The following is a 23,843-nucleotide window of genomic DNA, read 5'->3' on the forward strand; positions in this document are numbered from 1 at the left end:
CGGGGGCCGGCGCCGCTTGCCGTCGTCAGCTGAAGCCGGCGAGGTCCGCCCGGGCGTTGGCGAGGCCGGTCTCGTTGCCGAGCCGCTCATACACGTGGACCCGGTCCGCCATCGCCGTCCTGGCGCCGGCACCATGTACGTCTATGCCGCCACCGCCTACTGGAACTGCGCGAGGCCGAGCACCGCGGCCCGGCCGGAGGTCTGCCCGGCGTCCAGTGACCCGAACCAGGCCAGCACGTCCAGCACGTCGAAGACCCGCCGGAAGATCCGGCCCGTGGGGCGCGGCGGTGCCGGCGGCGGCGGGTGCTCGGGTCCCGTGCCCGGGTGCTGTTCGCCGCCGCGCGGGGGTATCGGCCCGCCGGGTGGCACCGGCCCGCTGTGCGGCACCGGGTCTGGTCGGCAGTGGGTCCGCGAACGGCAGCGGGAACCGGTTGCCGAAGGCCGCCAGCCGCAGCAGTGTGGTCCGGCCGTCCTCCAGCATCCAGGTCCGTTCGATCTCGAACGGGTTGCAGGAGTCGGCCCGCACCGCCGGGTTGTCCCTCCACGTCACCAGGTTCTGCCCGTACGCGATCATCGCCGCGTCCCGCTCGTCGATCGTGGCGCTCGGCCGGCCCTCCGGATCGCCGCGCAGGTAGCCCCTGCGGATGGCGACACCGTTGCGGACCGGGTCCAGGACGAACGTCAGCGGGTCCGTCGTGGCCCGGCGGATGAACTCGCGCCGGCGAGCCTCGTACCCTTCGAACAGCTGCCCGTACGGATCGCTCATGACGGCCCCCCGCATGCCACCACCAGGTCGGCGCCCCCGAGCTTAGGCACGAGGTGTGCGGGCAAGGTCACGCTTCGTCGACATGTCGACGCTCTGCACCGCCTGGGTGACACGGCGGACCGTCGATCGTTCGGGCGACGATGAAAGACCATGCAATTTATTGCCATCGATTCTATCCGTCCGTACCGTGCGGGGTCGATCCACGACGGAAGGAACACGAGCGTGTCGATGCGATGGTGTGCCGGCAGGCGGGCTCTCCTGGCCGGGGCCGGCGCCGCCGGGCTGCTCGCGGCGTGCGGGGACGACCCCGCGCCACCCGCCTCCGCACCTGCGGCGGCGGCCCCGGCGACGTCCGCGGCGCCCAGCGCGCCGTCCCCTGCGACCAGCCTGGCCAGCACCGCCGACGTCCCGGTCGGCGGCGGGGCCGTGATCGGCGACGTCCTGGTCGTCCAGCCGGTGGCCGGCACCTTCAAGGCCTACGACGCCGCCTGCCCCCACAAGGGTGTCAAGCTGGGCGTGCCCAAGGACGGCGTGGCCACCTGCCCCGCGCACAACTCGACCTTCGCCATCGCCGACGGCGCCCGCATCAGCGGACCGGCGACGAGCGGGCTCAAGGAGATCGCCATCAAGGTCGACGCGGGCCGGATCACGCAGGCGTGACACCCGCCGGTCCCCGTTGCCGAACTGGGACCGGCGGACGCCCAACCGCTACGCGAAGGACCACACCTGGCGGATCCAGGTGATGTCGTCCTGGTTGTCGTAGTTGCAGCCCGCGATGACGATCCGGGTCCGGTCACTGCCCGAGCTGTTCGCCGTCGCCATGCACTGCCCTGGGAAGCCGATGTTCTGCAACCCGAAGTACGGCCCGACGTTCCGCGTCGGGTTGACCCACCACAGCCCGTTGAAGAGCTCGTTGCAGGGCTGCTGCACGACGGCGCCGGACGAGATCGCGGCGAGGCAGAGGTTGCTGCCGACGTTGCGGATCTCGTAGTACGCGTTGCCGACGTCACCCCGGTTGAACAGCTGCCACCGCTGCGGGCTGCCGTTGCTGGCGTAGCCGTGGCAGTGGAACACCTGGACCGGGTTGTTGACGCTGTTGCTGCCGTTGGTGTTGTCCAGGCATTTCGAGGCCGACGTGTTGAAGTACGGCGGGTAGATCTCCACCCAGTCGGCCGGCGACGGCACGGTGTTGTCGGCGCGCGCGGCCGCACCGGCACCGACCGTGAAGGCGGCGGCGAGCACGAGCGTGAACAGCACACGCACGGTGTTACGGGTAACCATGAAGCCTCCTGTCCCTGTTACGGGATCGACGGTGCCGACACCGTCGCAGGAGCCGCTGACGCCGGACTGACGTGGCGCTCAAAGGTCCAGCTTCATGCCCTCGTGGCTGGCGACGAAGCCGAGCCCCTCGTAGAACCGGCGCGCGTCGGTGCGCCGCTTGTCGGTGGTGAGCTGCACCAGCGCGCAGCCACGGGCCCGCGCCCGGTCCACCACCCACGCCATGAGCGCCGCTCCGGCGCCGCGGCCCCGCCGGTCGGCGCGGACCCTGACCGACTCGACCAGCGCCCGCTCGGCACCGTGCCGGCTCAGCCCCGGGATGTAGGTCACCTGCAGCACCGCGACCACCTCGCCGCCGTCGTCCGCGACGATCAGCTCGTTGCGCGGGTCGTCGGCAACGGCCGCGAACGCCCGCTCGTACACCTCGTCCACCACCGCCTGGTCTCGGGTCCGGCCGAGCAGGTCATCGGCGAGCATGGCAACGACGGCGGGCAGGTCGGCGCGGACGGCCTCACGGAAACGCACCCGCCGATGGTAGTCACCGCGGCGGCGGTACATGGGGAACAATCGGCGTGATCCACCCGGCCCCGTCCCCTGGGAGCGTCCCGTGTCAGCAGCGCCGCCACGCAATGTCCTGGTGCGGGCGCGGGTCGCCACCGCGCTGCTGTTCCTGTTGTTCGGCATCACGCTCGGGGTGTGGACCGCCCGCATCCCCGCGATCAAGCGGGAGCTGTCGCTGGACGACGGCGCGCTCGGCATCGCGCTGCTCGCGTTCGCCGCGGGCGCCATCACCGGCATGCAGGCCACCGGCCGGCTCGTGGACCGCCTCGGCAGCCGCCGGGTGATGCTGCCGGCCGCGTTCGCCGAGGGCCTCGTGCTCATCCCGCCCGCCTTCGCGCCGACCCTCGCGGCCCTCGCCGCCGCGCTGTTCGTCTTCGGGGCGGTGCACGGCACGCTGAACATCGCCATGAACGCCAACGCCATCGACGTGCAACGTGCCTGGCAACGGCCGATCATGTCGTCCTTTCACGCGGTGTACAGCATCGGCGGGTTCATCGGCGCGAGCGCCGGCGGCCTGTTCGCCCACGCCGGCACCGGACCGCGCACCACGTTCACGGCCGTCGGCGGCGCGATGGTGGTGTTCGCCGCCTGGTCGGCGTGGTGGGCGCTGCCGCCCACGGCACCGTCGGCGCCCGCCGCCGCCGCGCTCCCGTCCGGCCCGGTGCGGGGCGTGCTCTTCCTCGGCGTCCTCGTCTGCTGCGCGCTCGTCGGCGAGGGCGCGGCCGCCGACTGGAGCGCCGTCTACCTCCGCGACGACCTGCACAGCTCGGCCGGGTTCGCGGCGGCCGCGTTCGCCGCGTTCTCCGTGGCGATGACGGTCACCCGCCTCGCCGGCGACCGCCTCACCGCCAGGTTCGGTCCCGTCCTTCTGGTCCGCGCCAGCGGCCTGCTGGCCGCCGGCGGCCTCGGCGCGGCCCTGCTCATCGGCGAACCACCGGCCGGCGTGGCCGGCTTCGCCTGCCTGGGCGCCGGCATGGCCCTCATCGCCCCGCAGGTGTACTCGGCCGCCGGCGACCGCAACCCGGAGGCCGCCGGGCGCGCCCTCGCCCGCGTCGTCGGCCTCGGCTACCTCGGGTTCCTGCTCGGCCCGGTCCTCATCGGCGCCGCCAGCAGGGTCACCGGGCTGCCCGGCGCCCTGGCGATCCCGGTGGTGCTGGCACTGTTCGTCGCCGCCACCGCCACCGCTCTGCGCCCCAGACCCCGCCACCCATCGACGACCGCACCGGACACGGCTGGACCGGACACGGCTGGACCGATGGCAACCCGCCCTGACGCGACCCGCCCCTGACCACCACCACGCCGCCCTGACCCGCCCCGCCCCGCACCGCACCGCCCGGCACCGCCGCCCCGCACTGCCCGATCTGCCTCGCACTGCCCGCACCGCGCACCGCGCGCTCCGCACAGCCCTCGCCCAACCCCGCACGGCCTCGCCCAACCCCTGCCGCGCAACCTCGTGCGCCCCCGACACCGCCCAGGCCCGACGCGGCACGGCACGGCACGGGCGCGGCGTGGAGCAGCGCAGCACGGGCCGACACGGGTGTGAGTGGTCAGGGGGTGGTGAGCGCTCCCGTGGCGGCGTCGACGGCGACCTGCTCCATGCACCGCAGCAGCGCCTCGGCGGCCGACGGGGGGACGTGGTGCGTGTCGATCTCGATGTGCAGGCGGACCGTCTCCGGTGAGGCGTCGTCGACGTTGAGGAACAGCCGCGGGTACACGTCGTCGCGCTGGATCGTCCACTCGAACACGGTGCGCGGCAACGCCTGCCGGGCCAGTTCCGGGTCGACGGGGTCGGCCTGGACGGGCGCACGGCGGTCGTTGTAGAAGCAGTTGAGGTCGAAGTCCGGGCCTCGTTCCAGGGTCACGGCCGCCGTGATCTCCTCCAGCCGTTCGCGGTCGTAGTAGCCATGCTTGTAGGCCACCATCGCCGCCCGCTGCACCCGGCCGAGCAGTTCGTCGAACGGTACCCCGGCCACCTCCACCGACCACAGGGCCGTCTGCGACACCGGTCCGACGACCTCGGCGAGGCCGGGACGGAACCGGTTGCTCGACACCAGCCTGGTCGCCACCGGGTCGACGCCGCAGATCCGGGCCGTCGCCACCGCGTAGACGGCCAGCATCACCTGCGTCGCGTCGACCTGGGTGCGGCTCGCGACGGCCCGCACCGCGAGGGGCAGCGCCGCCGAGGTGAGCTCGCCGCGCCAGTAGCGGGGCTCGTGCGGGTCGCCGTCGCCTGCGTACCGGCGCGGCGGGATGGCCCGCAGCATCGTCTCCCAGTATCGCAGCGCCGCCGCGCTCTGCCGCTGTCCTGCCGGCGAGCGCTGCCACTGCACCTGCTCCAGTGCCTGCAGGCCGTTGACCGGCGCGGTCTCGCCCCGCTCGCCCTCCTCGAGCATCACCAGCGCGCCGCGGCCGTCCATGACGAAGTGGGTCATGATGGCCACCAGGTGCGTCGCCGCGCCGCCCTGCACGATCACGGCCATCCGCACCGGCCATTCCTCGGCGAAGTCGTAGTCGGTCTGCTCGTATCGCAGCCGCACCGCCTCCGCGACCGCCTGCGGGTCGTCCGCACCCGCGTCGACGACCTCCAGCACGGTCTCGCCCGACGCGTGCACCACCTGCCGCGGCGTCCCGTCGGGCTCGAACCGCAGCCGGGTGCGCATCGACTGGTATCGCGACATGAGGTACCGCAGCCGCTCCTGCATGTCCTGCACGGTGGTGCCGGCCGGCAGCGGCTGCGCACCGCCGATCGGCATCCAGGTCTTCTGCTCGACCAGCGCCTGCCAGATCTCCCGCTGCCCCCACGACAGCTCGTCCTCGCCCGACCCCTCCCCGGCGAACGCGACGGGGATCAGGGTGCTACCGGCGGGCGGCGTCATACTGGTCATGTCGATCCTGTTCACTGTGGTCGGGGAAACCATCCCTGCCGATGTTACGGCGCTCCTGTCGTCACATTCACGACCGGAACAGTCCCCGCGGAGCACCCGGACATCGGATACCCGCGCCGCCGCAGTGTGCTGCGGGGGCGGCGAGCCAGGACGTTGGACCGCGGTGGCGTGCACGAGCACCGTGAACGTCAGGAAGCTCACGAACCGCACCGTCCACAGTGGGCCGTGCTGGTCGCCGGCGCCCGTAGGCCGCCCGCGCGTCCCGCCACGGTCCACAGCGGACACTCATTCTGCCGTGGTGCCCGCCGAACATCCGGCGCAGCCGCGCGGTGGACGCGACGCGGGCCGGGCCGGAGGTCGCGGCGGCGTGACTGTGTGCGGAGGTGGCAGGGAGGCCGTTCACGGCCGACCGGTGGCTGACGGGAGCGACGGTCGTGCCCACGACGGACCGGAGCCATGCTCTGCACCGGCAACGGCACGGCGGTCAGCGGACCACGTAACCGCCGTCGGAGGCCGCCTGCTCGTTGAAGGCGGCGAACTCGTCGACCCACTCACGCAGCTGCGTCGGCTGGTCGTAGTAGAACAGGGCCATGTCGCCGATCAGGTCGGCGGTGAGGGCGGCACGCAGGCGGGCCGCGATGAAGGCGCTCTGGGCGGCGGTCACCGGCCAGCCGTCGTTGGAGCTGAAGTGGCCCACCGGGACGGTGTCGGCGGACGGCGCGAACTGCTCATTGCCGAACAGCCGCTCGAGGCCGTCACCGGCGATGGCGCCGGCCTCCAGCATGACGAGGCGGACGTGACCCATCTGCCAGTCGTTGAGGCGGTATCCGGTGCCGGCACCGGAGAAGTCGTAACCCACCCGGCACAGACTAGTGGCAGTTCCAGTAGGCGGTGGCGGCATAGACGTACATGGTGCCGGCGTCGCCGAGGTTGACGTCGACGACGGCCTCGCTGAACTGCCAGAGGAAGTCCTTGGTGTACGTGTCGCCGGACCAGTGCAGGACCGGGCCGCCGATGCGGTCGGCGGACACGAGCAGGTCGTGCAGGTCGTCGAGGCCGGGGTCGACGGCGTCCTCGTCGAAGGTCGGGTCGAAGACGTCGTAGAACGCGCGGGCGGGCACGTCCAGCGGGTGCAGCCGGTAGGCGCGGGCCGGCGGGTCCTGCACCGCGGGGCCGGTCCATTCGCCCTTGGCGAGGTCGGCGTCGGTGAGCCGGACGAGCTCGGTCTCCGGCGTGCCGGCCTGGAAGGCCTCGTTGTCGGTGGCATTGGAGATGAACAGCGCCAGGGCGCGGACGCCGGGCACGCGCAGCTGCGGCACGTCGTCGAGGTCGACGGTGATCAGGTGTGCCATGAAGCCGTCCCGCCAGCGGGGGCGGGTGTGCTCGTCGACGCCGATCGGGGCGCCGCCGGCCCTGCGGATCGAGCCCGGCCGGTAGGCCCTGGGCAGCGGCTCGATCAGGTCGACGCGGACGAGCGTGTCGCCGGGGCGTGCGCAGCGGGCGGCCAGTTCAGCGGCGGCGGTTGAGTTGAACGGCATGGACAGTTACTGTACTACTTCATTATGCAGTACGTAACTGATGACGCGGGGCTCGTGTTCGATCCGGGGACGCGGGCGGCGCTGACCGCATTCACGGGAGCCGGGGAGCAGGCCGGCGAGCGGGCGCTGCCGCTGCTGGAGGCCGCCGCGGCGGTGCGGGCGGCGGCCGGGGCGATCGAGCACCTGCGCTCCGCCGGCACCGGTGGCCGCGGGCTCAGCGCCGGCGGGTTCGACCTGCTGCTGCGGCTGCGCCTCAGCGGCGACGGCGGGCTGCCGCTCGGTGAGCTGGCGCAGGCGCTCGGCGTCACGCCCCGCAACGTCACCGGGCTCGTCGACACCCTCGAGCGGGAGGGGCTCGTCCGGCGCGTGCCGGACCCCGCGGACCGGCGGTCGGTGCGGGCCGTCGCGACCGCGGAGGGCCTCACGTGGCTGGACGCGTTCAGGGCGCCGACCCGGGCGGCGATGACCGCCGTGTTCGCGGGGTTCAGCACGGCCGAGGCCGATCAGTTGCGGGACCTGTGTCTCAGGCTCGTCCAAGGTGTACGAGGATTGCGAGAGCGATGAATACTGTCGATGTTGTGCGGGCCTATCACGACGCGCGGTTCCGCGGGGACGCGGCCGCTGCGGTCGCGTTGACCGGGACGCCGTTCCGCTTCGAGAGCCCGATGCTGCGGTTCGACGACCCGGCCGCGCACCTCGCCGGCCTGCCCGGCTTCCTGCAGATCGTGACCGGGGTCGAGCTGCGCAGCGAGCTGTATGGTGCCGACGAGGCCACCCTCGTCTACGACGTGCACACCGCCACGCCGGTCGGCACGCAGCGCACCGCCGAGCACTTCCGGCTCACCGGCGGGCTGATCACGTCGATCACCCTCATCTTCGACGCGACCCCGTGGCAGGCCCTGCGACCCGCGGTCGCCGGCGGGTGATCGCGGCGCGCGGGTTCAAGCGGGGGCAGGTCGGGCGCGACGAGGTCGAGGCGGTGATCCGCCGGCACCGCGACCCGCGCAAGGTCCGCAACCTGTTGCAGGGCCTCGATGAGCTCGATCACTACGACGCCGACATCCTGGTCGTCGACGGGGACCTGCAGGCGGGACTTCCGGGCCGTGAAGCGCCGCGTCGCCGCGGGCCTGCCCCTGCGCACGCGCTGAGCTACACCGGGGCGCCGGCCGTGGACAGTTCGAGCCAGACGCACTTGCCCGCCAGCCGGTCACGGTCGACGCCCCAGCGGGTGGCCAGGGTCTCGACCAGCGCGATCCCCCGGCCGTGGTCGGCGTCGGGCGCGGCGTGCTGGGCAACCGGCGGGGCCGCGACGTGGTCACACACCGTGACCCGCAGGGTCTCGTCGGTGAGGCACAGCTGCACGGCGGTCACCCCGCCGGCGTGCACGACGGCGTTCGTGACCAGCTCGCACAGCAGCAGCTCGGTGTCGTCGTGCAGGTGACCGCGTGGGCGGCGGCCGACCAGCCGCGGCAGGGCCAGGCCCAGCCAGTGGCGGGCGCGGGTGACGACGGCGACGTTCCCACCGTCGGTGGGCCGCCAGACCAGCTGCGTGATCATGATCGTCGGGCCTCCCTCGGCATGGTGCGCTCCGGCTTGTTGTACCCACGTCACCCACGCTCAAGCAGAACGTGACGTGTCTGTACGTCGAGCGCCGTCGAAGTCCGGCGGCCAGGCGGGCGGGCGGCGGCGGTTCAGCAGCCACCAGGCGGTGCCGAGGTCCTCGGTGCGCCGCAGGTCGGGGCCGCACGTCGTGGTCCGGGGGTCGCTGACCATGCCGGTGCCGGGCGGCTCCGCCCCGCACGTCGCCGTCACCGGCCACGTCGGGCCGGCGGGCGTCGCGGAACCGGAGGTCCACGCGAAGATCCTCATCGATCCTCGGCGACCAGTGGGGCGATGACGTCGACGCGGTTGGTCCAGATGCCGCCCGTGTACCCGTCGGGCAGCGATGCCACATCGGCGGGCGTATCGAAGCCGGCGGACCAGCCGCCGTCGCCGCGTACCAGGACGACCCGGGTGTCGGCGGCGCGCATCCGGGCGATGAACAGGTTGGGCCAGCCCCACAGCCACCTGCCGTAGCGGGCCGGGAGGATCAGCTCCCGGTGCCGGCAGCTGTCCGGGACGTGGCCGGTCCAGCCGACCGCGGCGTAGTCGAGCAGGCAGTCCTTGATGATCGCGCGGGAGGAGACCCGCACCTGGGGGAAGCGGCGCTGGACGGTGGCGATCGCGGTGTCGCCGCCGGTCACCGTGACCGTGGCGAGCCGGTCGGCGGGCAGGGTCGCGAGGAAGTCCGCGACGGCGTCGGCGTCGGCCGGGTCGTCGCGTTTGAGGTCCAGTTTCAGCGCCCGGCCGGGCAGCGCGGCGAACACCTCGGGGACCGTCGGCAGCAGCCCGACCCCGGTCCCGCGCAGGGGGAACGTGGCGCCGCCGTCGGCGGTGTACCCGTAGCCGACATCGAGGCGGCGCAGCTCGTCGAGGGTGTGCCCGCCGACGGTGCCGGTGCCGTCCGTGCGGCACTCAAGGGTGGCGTCATGGAAGACGGCGAGGTGGCCGTCGCGGGTCAGCTGCACGTCGATCTCGGCCTGGTCGGCGCCCGCGTCGAACGCCGCACGCAGTGACGGCAGCGTGTTCTCCAGGTACGGCACCTGCGGCGGGTGGATGATCCGGGCGGTGCAGGTGTCGCCGGTGACGCCCGCCAGGTCGAAGGTCTGCGCGATGCCGCGGTGCGCGAGCAGGAACGGCCGCTGCCCGGTCTCGGGGCCGGCGATCGTCGAGCTGTTGCGCAGGTACAGGCCGGCGGTGACGACGAGCGCGACGGCCAGGACGACGGCGGCGCGCCGCGGCCATCGGCGGGCCCGCGGTGGGTCGGTGAGCACCGTGGCAGCCTGGCAGGGCGCCGGCGGCGGTGGGAAGCGGCGAAGGACGTAGCCCGACCGGTCCCTTGGTCCCTATGGTCCCTGGCGCGGTGGCAGGTCCCGGGCCAGCAGCGCCGCCTGGGTGCGGCTGGCCACGTCGAGCTTCGCCAGGACGTTGCTGACGTGGGTCTTGACGGTCCGCTCGGCGAGCGCCAGCTCCGCGGCGATCTCGCGGTTGCCCATGCCCTGCCCGAGCAGGTCCAGGACCTCCCGCTCCCGGGGCGTGAGCGCGCCCAGATCGGCCGCGACGGGGGCCGGGCCCGGGCGCGGCCACAGCAGCTCGGCGGCGGACGCGCTCAGCGGGCGGACCCCGGCATGCGCGCCACGCACCGCCGCTGCCAGCTCGGCGCCGGTGGCGTCCTTGAGCACGAAACCGTCGGCGCCGGCGGTCAGGGCCCGCTGGATGTCGGCGGCGCTGCCCACGGTCGTCAGCATCAGCACCTTGGCCTCGGGCTGCCCCGCCCGCAGCTGCCGCATCGTGGCGACCCCGTCGGCGCCGGGCAGGTAGAGGTCCAGCAGGATGAGATCGGCCCGGACCGGGTCACGCAGCAGGCCGGCGCCGTCGGCGAACTCGGCGACCACCTCGATGTCGGGCTCGGCACCGAGGATCAGGGCCAGACCTTCGCGGACGAGGGCCTGGTCGTCGACGATGGCGAGCCGGATCACCCGGCCGATGATATGTCAGGGGGTACGGATGCCGGTCAGCCTTCGCCGGCACTGGCGGCTCGCGATCGACGTGGCCCTCTACGTCACCCTGGTCACGCTGTACGCGCTGTCCGGCACGGTGCTCAGCGTGCCCCTGGCCGTCGCGCAGCTGGCGCCGCTGGTGTGGCGGCGCCGCGCACCCGGCACGGTGCTCGCCGTGATCAGCGTCGCCACGGCGGCGCACTCGCTGCTCGGGATGGGGCGTGCCGTGGGCTACCTGCCGGTGTCCCTCGCGATGTACACGGCCGCGACGCACCGCTCGCCCGCGGTGCGGTGGGGCATGTGCGGCGCCGCCACGGTCCTCGTCACGGTCGCCGGCGCGATCCGGCGCGGCCCGGTCGAGGGCGGCCTGCTCGCGGCCGTGGCGCTGACCGTCACCTGGCTCGCCGGCGTCGAACGCGGCGAGCACCTGCGCGAGCGCGCCACCGTCGCGCAGCTGCGCCTGGAACGGCGCCTCGCCGACCAGGCGGCGGCCACGGCCCGCTCGGGGAGCGGCTCGCCCGCCGCCTGCACGACAGCCTCGCCCACACGATGACGGTCATGGTGGTGCAGGGCGAGGCGCTGCGCACGACCGCCCGGCTCGCCCCGGCCGACGAACGCCGCCTCGACACCGTGCTGCGCGCCGGGCGGGACGCCCTCGCCGAGGTGCGCCTCGCGCTGGCGGAGGAGGCGGAGCGGGACACGGCGGCCACCCTGACCGCGCGCCTCGACGCGCTGCGGGAGGCAGGGTTGGTCGTGCCACCGGCCCTCGCGGACGACCTGGCCGTGCTGCCGGCGGGCGTGCGCGAGGTGGCGTTCCGGCTGGCCGGGGAGGTGGCCACCAACGCGCTGCGGCACGACGGCCCGGGCGCCATCCTCCGCGCCGACCTCGACCGGGCCGACGGGCACTGGACCCTGCGCCTCACGAGCCATCGGCCGTCCGCCGCGGGCGCGGCGACCGGACCGGCCGGCGGTGGGGGGTACGGGCTGCGCAGCCTCGACGCCGACGTGCGCGCCGCCGGCGGGACGCTGCGCTACGGTCCCCGCGACGCGGGCTGGCACGTGACCGCGGAGTTCCCCGACGGGACTCCGGGCGCTCATCCGGACGTTCACGCGGGAGGGTGACGCGGGTGCCCGACGGGCCGGGCGCCACCTACGCTGGGGTCCGACTCGGGGAGGTGGCGTGCAGGGACGGTTGCGGGCCGTCGCGCAGCTTGCCGTCGCCGTGCTGGTGGCCGCGCTGACCGCGATCGTCGTGAGCCACATGCCCCCACTGACCGGCGCCAGGCTGGTCGTCGTCGCGACCGCGTCGCCGATCGCGCTGCTCGGCGGGCTGTGGCTGGAGATCTTCGCCGTCACCCGGGACGAGCCCAGCCCCCGCCCGCGCCGCCGCGGGCTGCGCCGCCGGGTCCGCCGGTTCCTGCGCACCTGGCGTGGCGTGCTGTCCTCCATCGTGATCGTGGGCGTCGTCGTCCTCGTGCCGCTGCTGTTCGTGCACGGCACCTGAAACCACCGGGGCCTCGGAAGGGGCAGACTGGGCCCATGGTGAAGGCGCGGCCCGCGGCCGGCGGGGGACGATGGGTCGAGATCTCCCCGGAGCGGCTCAAGGGGTGGCTCGACGGGTTCTACGGCCGGCACGACGGCGCGACCGAGGACGCCCTGACCCTGACCGGGGCCAGCAACGGCGACACCGCGACCCTGCACCCACCGCCCGGCCTCGACGGCGTCCCCGACGTCGACGCGCTGCTGCAGGGCATCACGAAACCACCGCGAATCGGGCTGCTGCTCGTGCGGCGGGGCGCGGCGGCGGTCGGGGTCGCCGACGGCACCACCCTGGAGACGTCGAAGGTCGAGCGGTTCTACGTGCAGGGCCGCACGGCCGCGGGCGGGTGGTCGCAGCAGCGGTACGCCCGCCGCCGTGGCAACCAGACCGACGCCGCGATCGAAGACACGGCCGACATCGCCGCCCGCGTCCTGGGCGGCCGCACCGACCTCGCCTCGCTGGTCTGCGGCGGCGACCGCGGCATGATCGACCTGGTCCTGGAGGATCCCCGCCTCGAACGCGTCGCCGCCCTACGCCACCCCCACCTGCTCGAAGTCCCCGAGCCACGGCTCACCGTCATCGAGGACGCCGCGGTCACCGCGCGAAAGGTCCGCATCCATCTGGTGCCGTGAGCTCCGACCGTTACGCTGTCCTGGGTCGCGAGCCTTCCTTACGAAAGTGGTTCGTCGATGGTTGACGTGGTGGATCGGATCGACGTCGCATTCCGCGGCGAGGGCAGCGGCGTGGCCGAACTGACCTGGGGCCAGCAGTCGATGCTGCTGACCATGGACCGTGAGCGGTCCTGGCTGCCGATGGGCGGGCACCAACCCGTCGCGCCCGGCGCCACACTCGCCGACGTGGTCGACGAGCTGCGCTATTCGCAGGAGCGCTACCAGTCCTTCCGCACCCGGCTGCTGCATGACGGGCGGCCGATGCAGCAGGTGCACGCCGCCGGCACGGTGACCGTCGAGGTGTACGAGACCTCCGACGACCCGGTCGCGTTCGCCGCCGAGGTCGAGCACGCGTACCGCACCGCCCAGCCCGACCTGACCGCCGACTGGCCGCTGCGCGCCGCCGTCATCTGCCGCGACGGCCGCCCCGAGCGCCTCGTCGCGATCATGCCGCACCTCGTCACCGACGCCACCGGCGCCGGCGTCATGGTCGCCGAGGCCACCGCCCGCGTCGCCACCCCGGTCACCGGCCCGCAGCCGCTCGAACTCACCGCCTGGCAGCGCTCCCCCGCCGGCGAACGGTGCAGCACCGCCGCCGTCCGGCACTGGGAGCGGCACCTGCCGTCGGTCACGGTCCTGTCCCCGACGCTGCGGCCTGATCCTCAGCAGTTCCCGAAGGCCCGCTTCACCTCGCCGGCGATGGCGTCCGCAGCCCCGGCCGTCGCCGCCCGCACCGGCGTCGACCCGGCCACGATCCTGTCGACCGCGTTCATGATGGCCGTCGGTCAGGTCACCGGCACCGTCCAGGTCGCGGTCCGGCACCTGGTGGGCAACCGGTTCCGCGCCGGCCTCGCCGAGGTCGTCAGCCCCCTGGCACAGCTCGGCCTGTGCGTCGCCGACGTGGCCGTCCCGCTGGACGAGGCGCTCGGCCGGGTCGCCCGCGCGTCCCTGGCCGCCCACAAGCACGCCTACTACAACCCGCTGCAGCTCGCGGACCTGCTCGCCCGCACCGACACCGACACCACCCGCACCGTCTGCTACAACGACCGCCGCACGTCCCGCGCTGCCGCCCCTGACACCCCGGCCGGCGACGGCCTGTTCGAGTGGGTCGGCGCCTCGACGGGCCCGACGGAGCCGCTGTTCCTGCACATCGACGACGAGCCCGGCGCCCTGGTCCTCACCATCGACGTGGACACCGCGTTCCTGTCCCGCACCGACGCGGAGGCCATCGCCCGCACCATGGAGTCCATCATCGTCAAGGGCCGGACCGCATGACGCCGATGAACGACCGCGGCCTGCAGGTCCTGCTCGACGCCATCGGCCTGCTCACCCTGCGAGCCGACGGCAACCACCTCAACGTGCCCGAACAGATCGCCTACCTGAAACAGGTCTATGGCGACAACACCATCGCCGGCGCCGGCGCGATGACCATCGCGCTCGCCACCCTCTGCGAACACCTGATCAGCGACGTGGCCACCCTGCGCGGCATCACCACTGCCGAGGTCCTCCAGGAGCTGGCCGCCCGGTACATCACATGAACCGGGACGGTCACCCACATCGACCTCGGCCGAAGCCGCGTCCGGCGGCCGGCGCAACACGGCCGGCCCCTAAGCGGACAGTGCCTCGCGCAACCCGCGCGCGGCCAGCCGGTCGGCGCGCTCGTTCTCCGTGTGCCCGGCGTGTCCCTTGACCCAGTGCCACACGACCTCGTGCCGGGCGACCGCGGCGTCGAGCTCCCGCCACAGATCTTCGTTCTTCACCGGCTGGCCGGCGGCGGTCCGCCAGCCGTTACGCTTCCACTTCGCCACCCACGACATGATGCCGTTGCGGACATACGTGCTGTCGGTGTGCAGGTCGACGACCGAGGTGCGGGTCAGCGCGTCCAGCGCCCGGATCGGCGCCGTCAGCTCCATCCGGTTGTTCGTCGTCGGCGTGGCCTCGCCGCCGCAGAGTTCCTTCTCCACGTCGCCGTAGCGCAGCAGCGCTCCCCACCCGCCGGGCCCCGGATTGCCGCTGCAGGCACCGTCGGTCCAGATCTCCACCCGAGCAGTCATCCAGAGAACCTACGTCACGAACCCGATCCGGTACGCGAAGATCACCGCGTGTGTCCGGGCCCACGAACAGCTTCTCCGCATTGGACAGTCCTTCCGCGAGCTGCCACAGCACTCCGCCTCCCGCGGCGTCAGGTGGTCGGCCGGCGGCACCACTGCGTCCGGCGGCCACGACCCGATTTTTGTCGTACCCCGCTGGCATGCTGTCGGCCATGACACCGCTGACGGTCATCAAAGGCGACGCGACCAGCCCCCAGGCCGCAGGGCCCAAAATCATCGCCCACGTCTGCAACGACCAGGGTCACTGGGGCGCGGGATTCGTCCTCGCCGTGTCGCAGCGCTGGCCAGAGCCCGAGCGTGACTTCCGGCGGTGGCACCGGGAGCGCGCCGGCAACGACTTCGCCCTGGGTGCCGTCCGGATCCTGGAGGTCCAGCCGTCGTTATGGCTCGCCAACATGATCGGGCAGCACGGCATCAAGAGGGGCAGCTCAGGCCCGCCGGTCCGCTATGAGGCGATCGGCCGCGCCCTGACGACGGTCGGCGACCGGGCGCTGGAGCTGGGCGCGTCGGTGCACATGCCGCGGATCGGCTGCGGCCTCGCCGGCGGCCGGTGGGAGAAGGTCGAGCCGCTGGTGGTTTCGGCGTTGTGCGGTCGCGACGTGCCGGTGACGGTCTATGACTTCTGATTCCGTCTGCGCGTGGTGCACGAGGTGAGCTCCCCGTCGAAATCCGCTCCGGTGACCCGGCAACCCGCGCGGTCCGCGGCGACCTCGAAGGGTCGCCGCAGCCGGCCGCCACGCGGACCCGGTCCGCCTTCGGCCGCGCGCTGGCGTTGCAGACGATGGCGTGGTCGGCGGCGGGTCACTGACGCGGCGTCGTTGCCAGTGGCGCGGTCATGAACGACACGATCGCCGGCGGCGCGGCCTCGGCGGGCAGCGCCGGCACCGGCCGCGTCGCCTGAGGTCCGCGCCCGGTCGCGACGGAGGCTGACGGTGCGGATTCGGCGGCGGCGATGGGCGTTCCCGGCGCGGCAGGTTCAGCCGCCACGGACGCCTTCGCCTTTGAAGCGATCGTCGTGGCTGGCGTCGCCACGGACGCGGAGCCGGCAGGGGACGTCGCCGCGGTCGTTGCGCGAGCGGTCGTGGGCGGCGGCGCGACCGGGTCAGTGCCGTCAAGGAAGGCGGTCGCCTGACCGGCAAGCGATCCGGCGCCGATCGCGCCCGCCCATCGGGCAATCTCGGTGGCGAGGGCGACCGCGGCGGGTTCGTTGCCCGTGTCCCGGGCCAGGACCGCGAGGAGGAGTTGCTGCGACAGCGTCCCCGGCACGTTGCCGCCGGCGGCGCCCAGTTCGGTGGCGCGGTGCCACCGTTCGAGAGCACGGTCGTGGTTGCCGGCGTCGTGGTCGTGGCCGCCGAGGTGGCGCAGCGCCTCCCTGGCAAGGAGCGGATCGCCCGCGCCGGCCTCGAGCGCGGCGGCGTAGTGGGCGGGTGCGGCGGCCGGCCGGTCGAGGAGGTTGTCGGCGATCAGTCCCTGATACATCTCCGCCCAGCCGTTGCGCACCGCGTCCGGGGCGGAGGCGCCCAGCTCGGCCGCCCGGCGCAGGATCTCGTCGTCCGGGGCGGGTGCCTGCGTCGACCGGTCCGTCATCAGCAGCGTCCGGTATGCGTTGCGCAACTCGGCGAACGCAAGGTCCCACCGGCCCGCGTCGTCCAGGCCGTCGGCGAGCCGGGTGGCGGTGGCGAGGCGTTGCGTGGCGCTGGTCGTACCGGCGAACCAGTCCAATTCAATGGCCACCTGCGCCGAGGCGAGGGCCAGCAGCGGGTCTTCCGGTGGCGCCGCGTCGAGCAGGGCCGACGCGTCCAGCCACCGGCCGGCGTGGGCGAGGGCGCGTGCGGCGGACGCGATGGCCTGGCGGGGGACTGCGAGTTCGGTCATGCTGCGACAGTAGTAATCGAAAAAACTATCCTCAAGAAAACTACTTTGCGCGGGGAGCGGCGATGAAGGACGACGTCGAGCAGCACATCGACGCCTGGGAGCGGGAGCTGCCGTGGCTCGATCCGGTGAAGGAGGCGATCTTCATGCGGCTCGCGATGCTGGCCCGGCACACCCAGCAACTGCGTCGCGACACCCTGGCCGCGGACGGCCTGCCGCACTGGCAGTACAAGATTCTGATGAAGCTGCGGAGGTTGGGTCCGCCGTACGCGGCAAGCCCGTCGGAGCTCGCCGACACGCTCGGGCTGACCCGCGGCGCGCTGTCCGCACGGCTCGCGCCCATGGAGGAGGCGGGCCTGATCACCCGCGCGAGCGACACCGCCGACCGCCGCCGGGTCCACGTGCGGCTGACGGAGGCGGGCAGCGCCGCGTTCGAGCAGCAGGCGGGCCGGGAGGACCACGGCGAGGCCGCACTGCTGGAAGCCCTCACCGCCGAGGAGCGCCAGGTCCTCGCCGACCTGCTGCGCAGGCTGGTCCTCGCCGCCGAGGAACGGCCGGCGGCCTAGGCTCGCAGCGACTGCAGCAGCTTGCCGGCCGTCGGGTCGGTGCACATGGTGGAACTGCGCAGCGTGCGGGCCAGGTCCCCGATCGTCCACACCGATTCGAGCACCCGCCGCAACGCGTCCGGCTCGTCGCCGTGCAGCCACCACGCGGAGCCGTCGGCGTCGGCCGTGAGCTGGATGAGGGCGTCGGGCATCCCCCAGCATCGCGTGGGCCCGGCCACGCCCGGCGCGCCGTGCCGACGCGTCAGCTCCTCGACCACGGCGTCCGGGACGGGCAGGTCACGGGCCCGCGCCCACAGTTCGTTGCCGAACGGCAGGACCGGCTGCCGGTCCTCGGCGGCGTCATGATCGGCGTCCGGACCCCAGAACGACACCGGACTGCCCGTGTCGTTGTAGTACGACGCGAACCAGTCGAACAGCCAGCCGCTGAACGGCTCCGCCTCGACGCTCCACCCCTCGCCGCGCGTGTCGTGGTGCAGCACCGGATCGTCGCCTTCGCTTGCGAAGTACACATGATGGATCCGCATCACGTCGGCCTCGAAGCACACCTTCGGCTCTCCGGTCAGGATCTCGTCGAGTGTCCACAGTGTCGCGTCGCCGCTGAACTCGCGCCACAGGTCCGTGAACGGCAGCGTCCACGTGCCGCCGTCGGACAGCTCGAGGGACACCTGAGTGGTGTAGAACTCGCGGACCGCAGCGGGCAGCACCAGCCCCGTGCGCCGGCTCCACGCGTCGACCGTCGCGCCCGCGGCGGCGTCCGGAGCGGCCGTCGCACACATCAGATCCAGCGTGTCCTGGAGCCGCGAAACTGTCATACCCCGATCCTATGGTTGTCCCATGACCACCCCACCGCAGCCACCGCTCGCACCCGATGAGCTGGTCAGCGCGGCCGGCGAGCGCGAGGTGCTGGAGACGTTCCTCGACCTGTATCGCGCGATCGTCACCCGCAAGGTCTCCGGACTGTCCACATCAGACGCCACCCGCCGGCTGGTGCCGTCACGGACCACCCTCGCGGGGCTGGTCAAGCACCTCACGGCCGTGGAGCGTGAATGGTTCCATGGCATGCTGGGCGGCGCCCGCCCCACGCCCGATGACGACTGGGGCGTGCGTGACGACGACACCGTCGAGTCACTCGTCGCCGACTACCTCACGGCGTGCGCCACCTCGCGGGAGATCTGCCGCGGCTTCACGCTCGACGACACGGTGCCCTCGCCGCGCCTCGGCAGGGTGTCGCTGCGCTGGATCTATGTGCACCTCATCGAGGAGACCGCGCGCCACGCCGGACACGCCGACATCCTGCGGGAGCAGACCGACGGCGCGACGGGGTTCGACGCATGAGGCGCCTCATCCGCTGGGCGCTGTCGCGCCTCTCAGCTCTCCGGCCAGCTGTAGGCGAAGGACAGCGAGAAGGTCCGGTCGATCCAGTCCTCGGCACTCTCCCCCGGCGCCGGCTCCGGCCTGGTGCCGACGAGGCGGCTCCGCACCTCGGCGAGGTCCGCGGAGCGGTCGGCCGCCGCGGTCAGCGCGCCGCCGTCGAAGGCCAGCTCCCAGACACGCGCGAAGCCGTAGGCGGGGCGGAAGCCCATGTGCAGGTAGCCGATGGACACCGGCTCCGCCCCGATCAGCAGCCGACCCGTGAAGCCGACAGGGGCATTGAGGTCCACATAGGACAGCTGCCCGCGAAATGCCTCCGGATACGCCGAGCGACCGGGCTCGACGCCCAGCAGCGGGACCGGCGGCGTGCCGGGGGCCGCCCCGATCTCCGCAGCGTGCAGCACGAGGCGCCGTGCGTCGATGCGATACTTGCAGAGGCTGCCCCGGTGGCACGCCGTGCTCATCATCCTGGGCGAGAAGCCGTGCTCGGCGGCGTCGAAGAGGCCGGTCCCGTCCACGGCGGTGATGGCGTGCCAGGCATCGTCGTGCATGACCTCGTCGGCGAACTGTCCCGTCACCCGCCCAGTCTGCCACGCCACCGGCCGGCTCCTCGGGCGTCACACGAGGCGGTGCCCGCCGTCGACGTGCAGGACGGTGCCGGTGACGAAGCCGTTGTCCAGCAACGCGACGATCGCCCGGGCAATGTCGTCGGGAGTGCCGACCCGCCCGGCGGGCAGCCGAGCGGCCATCGCCGCGAGCCGTTCGCCTTTCGCATCGCCGGCGAGGACGTCCCAGATCGGCGTGTCGACCCACCCAGGCGAGACGACGTTGACCCGCACCGGCGCCAGCTCCAGCGCAAGCGACCGTGCCAGCGCCTCCAACGCCCCGTTGGCCGTGGCAATCATGCTCGCCCCCGGCCCGGGCCGGTAAGCCGCGACACCCGAGGTGAAGACGAGCGAGCCACCGGCCGGCAACGCGCCACCGAGGTGCTTCGCCACCAGCCACGGCCCCAACACCTTCGTGGCGAGCACCGCCCTGGCCGCCTCAACGGCAAACCCGGCCAGCGGCGCATACGCCCCAACCGCATCCGCCGCGGTCACCACCACGTGGTCGTAGGCATGCCCCGCAAGCGCCTCAACCTCTTCCTCCACACCGATATCAACCTGCACCGTCCGAAGCCGCCCGTCCACCTCACGCTCCATCCCGCCCACCGCACCGCCCGCCCCGCCATCTGGACCAGCCTCCGCACGACCCGTGCCACCCTCCGACCCGACCATCGCGCGCCGCGCAGCGCCGTCCGACCCGGCCACCGGACTGCCCCCGCCGCCGTCCGTCCCGGCCACCGGACTGCCCCCGCCGCCGTCCGTCCCAGCCGCCGCACCGCCCGTGCCGCCGTCCGGCCCGACCACCGCGCCCGCGCTGCCGTCCAGCCCGGTCGTCACGCGCCCGCCGGCTCCGTCGAGTCCGACCACCTCGCGCCCTGCGCCACCATCTGACCCGGCCACCGCACCGACCGACCCGGCCACCGCACCGACCCCACCTCCGTCCAGCCCGACCGGGCGAACTGCGCGGTCCGCCGTTGCGGGGTCCGGCGCGGTGGTGTCGCGGTCCAAGGCGGTCAGGTGGGCGGCTGCGGCGGCGAGACGGGTGGCGGAGCGGCCGGCGATGGTTACCCGCTGGCCGGCGTGCAGCAGGCGGGCGGCGAGCGCCAGGCCCATCCCCGAGCTGCCGCCGATCACGAGCACGTGCTGGTTCGTCATGTCCGGCAGCGTCGCGGGTTTGCGGGACGGGCGGGAGACCGGGGCTGGCCCGGGTGTGGCGGGAGGGGTCCTGGCAGGGCCACCCCTCGCGCCGGGGCGGCGGGGCAGAATGGCCGGGTGAGTCTCGGGGACTTCCTACGGAACCGGCGCGGCCGGGTCAGCCCCAAAGAGGTCGGGCTGCCCGACGGGGCGGGGCGGCGGCAGACGCCGGGGTTGCGGCGGGAGGAGTTGGCGGCGCTCGCCGGGGTGAGCATCGACTACTACACGCGGCTGGAGCGGGGGCGGGACACGAATCCGGGGCGGGCGGTCCTTGACGCGCTGGCGACGGTGTTGCGGCTCGATGACGACGAGCGGGCGCATCTGCATCGGCTGGCGCACCCCGGGGTCGGCAGCGTGGCGGCGCCGCAGGTCGTCCGGCCGGCGCTGGTGCGGCTGTTGGAAATGGTACGGCCGACGCCCGCGTACGTGCTCAACCAGACCAGCGACCTGCTCGCCGCCAACGCCGAGGGCCGGTGTCTGCTCGTCGGGGTGGCGGTGCCGGGCAACCTGGTCCGGTACGTGTTCACGCACCCCGCGGCCCGGGAGGTGTTCGTGTCGTGGCGGCGGATGGCGGAGGACTGTGTGGCGCACCTGCGCACGCTCGACGACAGTCCGGCCCGGGCCGCGCTCGTTGATGAGCTGCGTGGGCGCAGCGCCGAGTTCGCGGATCTGTGGGCGCATTACGACGTGAGGGTCAAGAGTGGCGCGCGGCGGACGTTCCAGCATCCGGAGGCGGGGCGGCTCGAGCTGACGTCGGAGATTCTGACCGCCGTCGACGGGCAGCGGTTCGTCACGTTCCAGGCGGAGCCGGGCACCCCCGACCACGCCGCACTGCGGCTACTCGGCGACGACAGCGACAGCGACAGCGACAGCGACAGCGACAGCAACAGCAACAGCAACAGCAACAGCGACAGCGACAGCAACAGCAACAGCAACAGCAACAGCAACAGCGACAGCAACAGCGACAGCAACAGCAACAGCGACAGCAACAGCAACAGCAACAGCAACAGCAACAGCGACAGCAACAGCGACAGCAACAGCGACAGCGACAGCGACAGCGACAGCGAGAAAGGCAACCACAGTGGACGGCCGAGCGCCGGCCGTCCACTGTGAGGCGGGTCAGACGACCGTGACGCAGGCCGCGAACTCCGACGTCGGCCCGACCGCCGCGCCCGCCGGCAGCACGGTTGCCGTAGCGGTGACCTGCTGGCCGACCGAGGTCGGCACGGCGAAGGTGTAGATGCCGTTCGCCGCGCCGGCCGCCGCGGGCGTGGTCACGGTCAGGGCGCCGAGGAACTTGCGGCCCTCGCCGTGGCCGCTGGCGGAGCAGGTGGTGTTGACGAAGAACTCGATGCGGTACGTGGTGGCCGGCTGGCCGTCCAGTGCCCAGGTGGCGGCGACGCTGGTCGAGGCGGCGATCACCGGGTAGTTCTGCAGGTCGTTGTCGCCGACGTCGACGTCGCCGGCGTCGTTGGCCAGGACGCCGGTGTTGCCCAGGTCGATGCCGAGGTCGGCATTGCCGTAGATGGCGTTACGGCGGATCGGGTTGTCGGTGCCGCTGGTGACGGTGACGCCGTCCAGCTGGTTGTTGGCGATGGTGTTGATCGGGACGGCGACGGTGCCCGAGCCGATCTGGTTGCCGTTGCCGCCGATGGTGACGCCGCTGCCGAGGTTGCCCAGGGCGACGGTGCCGGTGGTGTCGGTGCCGATGGCGTTGCCGGTGACGATGGTGTCGTCGGCGGAGATCTCGATGCCGTCGCCGGTGTTCGCGGCGATGGTGTTGCCGGTGAGGACGTTGCCGTCGCCGTCGACCTCGACGCCCGCGCCGGTGTTGGGCAGGGCCGCCGCGCCGGTGCGGTCGGTGCCGACGAGGTTCTTCTCGACGGTGGTGCCGGGGCCGAAGAGGTAGATGCCGCCGGCGCCGTTCGCGGCGATGACGTTGCCGGCGATGCGGTTGCCGGTCGCCAGGACACGCACGTCGACGCCGCGGTCGCCGTTGCCCAGCGGGTTGAGGCCGTTGCGGGTGGTGCCGATCAGGTTGGCCTGCACGACGTTGCCGGTGGTGACGTTGCCGAACTGCTCGTGCAGTTCGACGCCGTCGAGGAGGTTGCCGGAGATGAGGTTGCCGTCGACGATGTTGTTGACGCCCTCGATCTTGACGCCTTCGTCGTTGGCGATGGCGGTGTTGCCGCCGATGCCGGTGCCGATCGTGTTGCCCCGGATGACGGTGCCGTCGGCGGAGGCGTCGGTGGAGACGCCGCTGGCGCCGTTGCCCGAGATGACGTTGCCGGCGCCGGTGGCGGAGCCGCCGACGACGTTGCCGACACCGGCGACGAAGACGCCGTCGGTGGTGTTGCCGCGGTCCGCGGTGCCGGCGGCGTTGGTGCCGATCAGGTTGCCCTGCACGGTGTTGGTGTCGCCGTCGAGCAGGACGCCGTGGCGGCCGTTGTTGGAGATGACGTTGCCGGCGCCGGCGGTGGAGCCGCCGACGGTGCCGGTGTCGCCGACGAGGCTGACACCGGTCTCGCCGTTGCCGAACAGGCCGGCGCCGTTGGCGTTGAGGCCGATCAGGTTGCCCTGGATGACGGCGCCGGCGCCGACGGTACGGATGCCGTGGTTGCCGTTGGAGGAGATGACGTTGCGGTCGCCGGGCAGGGTGCCCCCGACCCGGTTGCCGGTGCCGTCCATGTCGATGCCGTCGCCGGAGTTGCCGAACGCGTTCAGGCCGGCGACGCCGAGGCCGATGTAGTTGCCGGTGATGACGTTGCGGTCGCCGCGCACGCAGATGCCGTCGTCGACGCACGGCGCACCGCCGGCCGCGACGGCGTTCGAGCCGCGGATGACGAGGCCGGACACCGTGCTGTCGGAGGTGGCCAGTTCCAGGCCGCGGGTCGTGTTGACCGCGTCGACGACGACGTCGAGCACGGCCGGGGCGACCGCGGTGGCCCTGGCGGTGCCGGGCTGGCTGTACCCGTCGACGGTGGCCCAGCCGGTCAGTGCCGGCAGGTCGTTCACCGGCGTGATGGTGTGCGGCCCTGCGTTCGGGATGTTGAAATTGATCTTGGATCGATTCGGCAGGGCGATGCCGTTGGCGGCCGTGATGGCGTCGCGCAGAGACCCCGCGCCCGTATCGGCTGTGTTGGTCACGGTGAAGATGACGGTGATCGGGATCAACGGCGGCGCCGCACCGAACGCGACGGAAGTGCCGACAGCACCGGAAGCACCGACAGCGGCCAGCACGACGGCTGCGACGAGTCCTGGACCGCGAATCTGGACGATCTGCATG

General features: G+C 73.0%; 30 protein-coding genes. 14 read left to right on the plus strand and 16 right to left on the minus strand.

What is annotated here, in order from left to right; all coding sequences use genetic code 11:
* Positions 1-25: 25 nt before the first annotated feature.
* A complete protein-coding gene (locus OHA72_RS54085; RefSeq protein WP_327003907.1) occupies positions 26-766 on the minus strand; it encodes a hypothetical protein in 741 nt (246 codons plus the stop codon).
* A 228-nt stretch (positions 767-994) separates the two neighbouring features.
* On the opposite strand from OHA72_RS54085, the gene OHA72_RS54090 reads away from it, so the two are divergent.
* A complete protein-coding gene (locus OHA72_RS54090) occupies positions 995-1,426 on the plus strand; it encodes a Rieske (2Fe-2S) protein (RefSeq protein WP_327011842.1) in 432 nt (143 codons plus the stop codon).
* A 48-nt stretch (positions 1,427-1,474) separates the two neighbouring features.
* On the opposite strand, the gene OHA72_RS54095 is transcribed toward OHA72_RS54090, so the two are convergent.
* Entirely contained in the window at positions 1,475-2,047 is a 573-nt protein-coding gene (locus OHA72_RS54095) for an RICIN domain-containing protein (protein ID WP_327003908.1), read from the minus strand.
* A 78-nt stretch (positions 2,048-2,125) separates the two neighbouring features.
* The gene (locus OHA72_RS54100) at positions 2,126-2,602 is read right to left on the minus strand and encodes a GNAT family N-acetyltransferase (protein ID WP_327003909.1); all 477 of its coding nucleotides are present in this window, start codon (positions 2,600-2,602) and stop codon (positions 2,126-2,128) included.
* A 49-nt stretch (positions 2,603-2,651) separates the two neighbouring features.
* On the opposite strand from OHA72_RS54100, the gene OHA72_RS54105 reads away from it, so the two are divergent.
* On the plus strand, positions 2,652-3,893 hold the full coding sequence (locus OHA72_RS54105) for an MFS transporter (RefSeq protein WP_327003910.1): 1,242 nt from the start codon (positions 2,652-2,654) through the stop codon (positions 3,891-3,893).
* A 259-nt stretch (positions 3,894-4,152) separates the two neighbouring features.
* On the opposite strand, the gene OHA72_RS54110 is transcribed toward OHA72_RS54105, so the two are convergent.
* The 3 genes from OHA72_RS54110 to OHA72_RS54120 form a co-directional block, all read right to left on the minus strand.
* Positions 4,153-5,490: a condensation domain-containing protein gene (locus tag OHA72_RS54110; RefSeq protein ID WP_327003911.1), complete on the minus strand. Its 1,338-nt coding sequence runs from the start codon at positions 5,488-5,490 to the stop codon at positions 4,153-4,155.
* A 484-nt stretch (positions 5,491-5,974) separates the two neighbouring features.
* A complete protein-coding gene (locus OHA72_RS54115) occupies positions 5,975-6,349 on the minus strand; it encodes a hypothetical protein (RefSeq protein ID WP_327003912.1) in 375 nt (124 codons plus the stop codon).
* A 10-nt stretch (positions 6,350-6,359) separates the two neighbouring features.
* Positions 6,360-7,028 carry a hypothetical protein gene (locus OHA72_RS54120; protein ID WP_327003913.1) on the minus strand — a complete coding sequence of 223 codons (669 nt, stop codon included), beginning with the start codon at positions 7,026-7,028 and terminating at the stop codon, positions 6,360-6,362.
* A gap of 24 nt (positions 7,029-7,052) precedes the next feature.
* Between OHA72_RS54120 and OHA72_RS54125 the strand changes: the two genes are divergently transcribed.
* The gene (locus tag OHA72_RS54125; protein ID WP_327003914.1) at positions 7,053-7,592 is read left to right on the plus strand and encodes a MarR family winged helix-turn-helix transcriptional regulator; all 540 of its coding nucleotides are present in this window, start codon (positions 7,053-7,055) and stop codon (positions 7,590-7,592) included.
* A 14-nt stretch (positions 7,593-7,606) separates the two neighbouring features.
* Positions 7,607-7,954, plus strand: a complete 348-nt coding sequence (locus OHA72_RS54130; RefSeq protein ID WP_327003915.1) for a hypothetical protein — start codon at positions 7,607-7,609, stop codon at positions 7,952-7,954.
* 223 nt (positions 7,955-8,177) lie between these two features.
* Here the strand turns inward: OHA72_RS54130 and OHA72_RS54135 are convergent, their stop codons facing one another.
* The 4 genes from OHA72_RS54135 to OHA72_RS54150 all read right to left on the minus strand — a co-directional run bounded on the left by OHA72_RS54135 (position 8,178) and on the right by OHA72_RS54150 (position 10,606).
* The gene (locus OHA72_RS54135) at positions 8,178-8,585 is read right to left on the minus strand and encodes an ATP-binding protein (protein ID WP_327003916.1); all 408 of its coding nucleotides are present in this window, start codon (positions 8,583-8,585) and stop codon (positions 8,178-8,180) included.
* Between the two features lie 60 nt (positions 8,586-8,645).
* Complete coding sequence (locus tag OHA72_RS54140; protein ID WP_327003917.1) at positions 8,646-8,897, minus strand: hypothetical protein; 252 nt, start codon at positions 8,895-8,897, stop codon at positions 8,646-8,648.
* Entirely contained in the window at positions 8,894-9,901 is a 1,008-nt protein-coding gene (locus OHA72_RS54145; protein WP_327003918.1) for a glycerophosphodiester phosphodiesterase family protein, read from the minus strand. Before OHA72_RS54145 ends, OHA72_RS54140 begins: the two co-directional genes overlap by 4 nt.
* A 72-nt stretch (positions 9,902-9,973) precedes the next feature.
* Entirely contained in the window at positions 9,974-10,606 is a 633-nt protein-coding gene (locus OHA72_RS54150) for a response regulator (protein WP_327003919.1), read from the minus strand.
* 28 nt (positions 10,607-10,634) lie between these two features.
* Here OHA72_RS54150 and OHA72_RS54155 point away from each other — a divergent pair, with 28 nt between their 5' ends.
* The 6 genes from OHA72_RS54155 (at position 10,635) to OHA72_RS54180 (ending at position 14,376) form a co-directional block, all read left to right on the plus strand.
* The gene (locus tag OHA72_RS54155; protein WP_327003920.1) at positions 10,635-11,180 is read left to right on the plus strand and encodes a DUF7134 domain-containing protein; all 546 of its coding nucleotides are present in this window, start codon (positions 10,635-10,637) and stop codon (positions 11,178-11,180) included.
* A 5-nt stretch (positions 11,181-11,185) separates the two neighbouring features.
* Positions 11,186-11,749, plus strand: coding sequence for a sensor histidine kinase (locus OHA72_RS54160; RefSeq protein WP_327003921.1), 564 nt, complete (start codon positions 11,186-11,188; stop codon positions 11,747-11,749).
* A 58-nt stretch (positions 11,750-11,807) separates the two neighbouring features.
* A complete protein-coding gene (locus OHA72_RS54165; protein WP_327003922.1) occupies positions 11,808-12,131 on the plus strand; it encodes a hypothetical protein in 324 nt (107 codons plus the stop codon).
* 35 nt (positions 12,132-12,166) lie between these two features.
* Entirely contained in the window at positions 12,167-12,799 is a 633-nt protein-coding gene (locus OHA72_RS54170) for an acVLRF1 family peptidyl-tRNA hydrolase (RefSeq protein ID WP_327003923.1), read from the plus strand.
* A gap of 69 nt (positions 12,800-12,868) precedes the next feature.
* Positions 12,869-14,113, plus strand: a complete 1,245-nt coding sequence (locus tag OHA72_RS54175) for a condensation domain-containing protein (RefSeq protein WP_327003924.1) — start codon at positions 12,869-12,871, stop codon at positions 14,111-14,113.
* Entirely contained in the window at positions 14,110-14,376 is a 267-nt protein-coding gene (locus tag OHA72_RS54180; protein ID WP_327003925.1) for a hypothetical protein, read from the plus strand. Before OHA72_RS54175 ends, OHA72_RS54180 begins: the two co-directional genes overlap by 4 nt.
* A 69-nt stretch (positions 14,377-14,445) precedes the next feature.
* On the opposite strand, the gene rnhA is transcribed toward OHA72_RS54180, so the two are convergent.
* On the minus strand, positions 14,446-14,892 hold the full coding sequence (gene rnhA / locus OHA72_RS54185) for a ribonuclease HI (protein WP_327003926.1): 447 nt from the start codon (positions 14,890-14,892) through the stop codon (positions 14,446-14,448).
* A gap of 209 nt (positions 14,893-15,101) precedes the next feature.
* Here rnhA and OHA72_RS54190 point away from each other — a divergent pair, with 209 nt between their 5' ends.
* Entirely contained in the window at positions 15,102-15,575 is a 474-nt protein-coding gene (locus OHA72_RS54190) for a macro domain-containing protein (RefSeq protein WP_327003927.1), read from the plus strand.
* A gap of 175 nt (positions 15,576-15,750) precedes the next feature.
* Here OHA72_RS54190 and OHA72_RS54195 read toward each other — a convergent pair whose 3' ends face one another.
* A complete protein-coding gene (locus tag OHA72_RS54195; protein WP_327003928.1) occupies positions 15,751-16,824 on the minus strand; it encodes a hypothetical protein in 1,074 nt (357 codons plus the stop codon).
* Positions 16,825-16,886: 62 nt separating this feature from the next.
* On the opposite strand from OHA72_RS54195, the gene OHA72_RS54200 reads away from it, so the two are divergent.
* Positions 16,887-17,387, plus strand: coding sequence for a MarR family winged helix-turn-helix transcriptional regulator (locus OHA72_RS54200; protein ID WP_327003929.1), 501 nt, complete (start codon positions 16,887-16,889; stop codon positions 17,385-17,387).
* On the opposite strand, the gene OHA72_RS54205 is transcribed toward OHA72_RS54200, so the two are convergent.
* Positions 17,384-18,199: a hypothetical protein gene (locus OHA72_RS54205; protein ID WP_327003930.1), complete on the minus strand. Its 816-nt coding sequence runs from the start codon at positions 18,197-18,199 to the stop codon at positions 17,384-17,386. The two genes, OHA72_RS54200 and OHA72_RS54205, sit on opposite strands and share 4 nt — an antisense overlap.
* 22 nt (positions 18,200-18,221) lie before the next feature.
* On the opposite strand from OHA72_RS54205, the gene OHA72_RS54210 reads away from it, so the two are divergent.
* Entirely contained in the window at positions 18,222-18,722 is a 501-nt protein-coding gene (locus tag OHA72_RS54210; protein WP_327003931.1) for a DinB family protein, read from the plus strand.
* Positions 18,723-18,754: 32 nt separating this feature from the next.
* Here the strand turns inward: OHA72_RS54210 and OHA72_RS54215 are convergent, their stop codons facing one another.
* Together OHA72_RS54215 and OHA72_RS54220 are read right to left on the minus strand one after the other, a co-directional pair.
* On the minus strand, positions 18,755-19,357 hold the full coding sequence (locus tag OHA72_RS54215; RefSeq protein WP_327003932.1) for a hypothetical protein: 603 nt from the start codon (positions 19,355-19,357) through the stop codon (positions 18,755-18,757).
* Between the two features lie 18 nt (positions 19,358-19,375).
* Positions 19,376-20,518: an SDR family oxidoreductase gene (locus OHA72_RS54220; RefSeq protein WP_327003933.1), complete on the minus strand. Its 1,143-nt coding sequence runs from the start codon at positions 20,516-20,518 to the stop codon at positions 19,376-19,378.
* A 117-nt stretch (positions 20,519-20,635) separates the two neighbouring features.
* Between OHA72_RS54220 and OHA72_RS54225 the strand changes: the two genes are divergently transcribed.
* On the plus strand, positions 20,636-21,670 hold the full coding sequence (locus OHA72_RS54225; RefSeq protein ID WP_327003934.1) for a helix-turn-helix transcriptional regulator: 1,035 nt from the start codon (positions 20,636-20,638) through the stop codon (positions 21,668-21,670).
* 6 nt (positions 21,671-21,676) lie between these two features.
* On the opposite strand, the gene OHA72_RS54230 is transcribed toward OHA72_RS54225, so the two are convergent.
* Positions 21,677-23,842 (minus strand): beta strand repeat-containing protein, encoded by a 2,166-nt coding sequence (locus OHA72_RS54230; RefSeq protein WP_327003935.1) that lies wholly within the window; start codon positions 23,840-23,842, stop codon positions 21,677-21,679.
* Position 23,843 lies beyond the last annotated feature (1 nt).

Origin of the sequence: Dactylosporangium sp. NBC_01737, from assembly GCF_035963215.1 — a bacterium.
Taxonomy (GTDB): domain Bacteria; phylum Actinomycetota; class Actinomycetes; order Mycobacteriales; family Micromonosporaceae; genus Dactylosporangium.

What these genes read in the sequence shown, in the direction of transcription:
- OHA72_RS54230 (WP_327003935.1), bottom strand. Translation starts at nt 23,842, where the DNA reads ATGCAGATCGTCCAGATTCGCGGTCCAGGACTCGTCGCAGCCGTCGTG.
- OHA72_RS54180 (WP_327003925.1), top strand. Translation starts at nt 14,110, where the DNA reads ATGACGCCGATGAACGACCGCGGCCTGCAGGTCCTGCTCGACGCCATC.
- OHA72_RS54100 (WP_327003909.1), bottom strand. Translation starts at nt 2,602, where the DNA reads ATGTACCGCCGCCGCGGTGACTACCATCGGCGGGTGCGTTTCCGTGAG.
- OHA72_RS54195 (WP_327003928.1), bottom strand. Translation starts at nt 16,824, where the DNA reads ATGACCGAACTCGCAGTCCCCCGCCAGGCCATCGCGTCCGCCGCACGC.
- OHA72_RS54190 (WP_327003927.1), top strand. Translation starts at nt 15,102, where the DNA reads ATGACACCGCTGACGGTCATCAAAGGCGACGCGACCAGCCCCCAGGCC.
- OHA72_RS54170 (WP_327003923.1), top strand. Translation starts at nt 12,167, where the DNA reads ATGGTGAAGGCGCGGCCCGCGGCCGGCGGGGGACGATGGGTCGAGATC.
- OHA72_RS54160 (WP_327003921.1), top strand. Translation starts at nt 11,186, where the DNA reads ATGGTGGTGCAGGGCGAGGCGCTGCGCACGACCGCCCGGCTCGCCCCG.
- OHA72_RS54155 (WP_327003920.1), top strand. Translation starts at nt 10,635, where the DNA reads ATGCCGGTCAGCCTTCGCCGGCACTGGCGGCTCGCGATCGACGTGGCC.
- OHA72_RS54135 (WP_327003916.1), bottom strand. Translation starts at nt 8,585, where the DNA reads ATGATCACGCAGCTGGTCTGGCGGCCCACCGACGGTGGGAACGTCGCC.
- OHA72_RS54120 (WP_327003913.1), bottom strand. Translation starts at nt 7,028, where the DNA reads ATGCCGTTCAACTCAACCGCCGCCGCTGAACTGGCCGCCCGCTGCGCA.
- rnhA (WP_327003926.1), bottom strand. Translation starts at nt 14,892, where the DNA reads ATGACTGCTCGGGTGGAGATCTGGACCGACGGTGCCTGCAGCGGCAAT.
- OHA72_RS54125 (WP_327003914.1), top strand. Translation starts at nt 7,053, where the DNA reads ATGCAGTACGTAACTGATGACGCGGGGCTCGTGTTCGATCCGGGGACG.
- OHA72_RS54110 (WP_327003911.1), bottom strand. Translation starts at nt 5,490, where the DNA reads ATGACCAGTATGACGCCGCCCGCCGGTAGCACCCTGATCCCCGTCGCG.
- OHA72_RS54095 (WP_327003908.1), bottom strand. Translation starts at nt 2,047, where the DNA reads ATGGTTACCCGTAACACCGTGCGTGTGCTGTTCACGCTCGTGCTCGCC.
- OHA72_RS54090 (WP_327011842.1), top strand. Translation starts at nt 995, where the DNA reads ATGCGATGGTGTGCCGGCAGGCGGGCTCTCCTGGCCGGGGCCGGCGCC.
- OHA72_RS54085 (WP_327003907.1), bottom strand. Translation starts at nt 766, where the DNA reads ATGAGCGATCCGTACGGGCAGCTGTTCGAAGGGTACGAGGCTCGCCGG.
- OHA72_RS54200 (WP_327003929.1), top strand. Translation starts at nt 16,887, where the DNA reads ATGAAGGACGACGTCGAGCAGCACATCGACGCCTGGGAGCGGGAGCTG.
- OHA72_RS54210 (WP_327003931.1), top strand. Translation starts at nt 18,222, where the DNA reads ATGACCACCCCACCGCAGCCACCGCTCGCACCCGATGAGCTGGTCAGC.
- OHA72_RS54205 (WP_327003930.1), bottom strand. Translation starts at nt 18,199, where the DNA reads ATGACAGTTTCGCGGCTCCAGGACACGCTGGATCTGATGTGTGCGACG.
- OHA72_RS54140 (WP_327003917.1), bottom strand. Translation starts at nt 8,897, where the DNA reads ATGAGGATCTTCGCGTGGACCTCCGGTTCCGCGACGCCCGCCGGCCCG.
- OHA72_RS54220 (WP_327003933.1), bottom strand. Translation starts at nt 20,518, where the DNA reads ATGACGAACCAGCACGTGCTCGTGATCGGCGGCAGCTCGGGGATGGGC.